We start from the raw sequence: 1,243 nt of genomic DNA on the forward strand, positions 1-1,243 counted from the left end.
TGAACTGGCCTAATGATTTTGGACACTTCAATCGGGCGCTATGATAGCGCCCAAATCTGAGGTGTTTGGTTATGCGTAAATCTTATTCGAGTGAGTTCAAGCTCAAGGCTGCCAGCATGGTGTTGGATGAAGGTCAGCCGGTTACCGAGGTGTGTGCCACCCTGGATATCGGCCCCACAGCCCTGCGCCGCTGGGTCGATCAAGTGCAAAAAGAACGCTTGGGCTCGACCCCGGTAGGGGCCAAGGCGATTACTGCTGATCAACGAGAAATCCAGAGGCTCAAAGCTCTGCTCAGAGAGAAAGACTTGGATATCGAAATTCTAAAAAAGGCCAGTGCTCTCCTGCTTTTGGACGCCAAAGATCATTCACGTTGATCGATGAGCTGGACGAGCAGTACGGCGTTAAAAGGTGTTGCCAGGCGTTTGGGGTCAACCGCAGTAGCTTCTACGCCTGGCGCCAGCGCCAAGGCAGAGCAAATCCTGAGAGGGATAAGCTCAAAGCCGCGCTGATCAGGCACCACAAGGCGTCCAGAGAGTCGGCCGGTGCACGTACGTTGTCCAAGGAGCTACAAGCCAAAGGGCATCGTATCGGGCGTTATATGGCTCGCAGTTTGATGCGCGAAGCTGGCATCGCCAGCCGTCAGCGCAGGCGCCATAAGTACAGGTCGCCGGGCGTGGAGGCCTTGGTGGCGCCGCACGTGCTCAAGCGAAAATTTGATGTGACGGCGGTTAATCAGGTGTGGTGTGGCGACGTGACATATATCAAGGTCGGCAAGCGGTGGATGTACTTCGCCGCCGTTCTGGATTTGTACGCTCGCAGGATCGTGGGCTGGTCGTTCTCGATGATTTCTGATGCCAACCTGACCTGCGAAGCGCTACGCATGGCGGTTGAGCTACGCGGCCATCCCCAGGATGTGTTGTTTCATTCTGACCAAGGTTGTCAGTACACCAGTCATAAATTCCGAAACGAGCTGCTGAAACAGGGGTTTAGGCAGAGTATGAGCCGTAAAGGCGAATGCTGGGACAACGCCCCGATGGAGCGTTTCTTTGGCAGCTTGAAATCAGAGTGGGTGCCTGAAACGGGCTACAAACTGGAACATGAGGCCCGAGCAGACGTGCAGCGCTATGTCTCGCGCTACAACATCAGCAGGCCTCATAGCTACAACGACTACCGGTCGCCGGTCGTGAAGGAAAGGTTGGCGGCGTGAACCTTAATCAGTGTCCAAGATTACTTGACCAGTTCA

At 54.9% G+C, this 1,243-nt stretch carries 1 pseudogene; it reads left to right on the forward strand.

The features are described from left to right. Positions 1–71: 71 nt before the first annotated feature. Positions 72–1,207, forward strand: a pseudogene (locus tag PspCFBP13528_RS27460) (IS3 family transposase). Positions 1,208–1,243: the final 36 nt, after the last annotated feature.

It is taken from the genome of Pseudomonas sp. CFBP13528, assembly GCF_005233615.1.
Classification (GTDB): domain Bacteria; phylum Pseudomonadota; class Gammaproteobacteria; order Pseudomonadales; family Pseudomonadaceae; genus Aquipseudomonas; species Aquipseudomonas fluorescens_AM.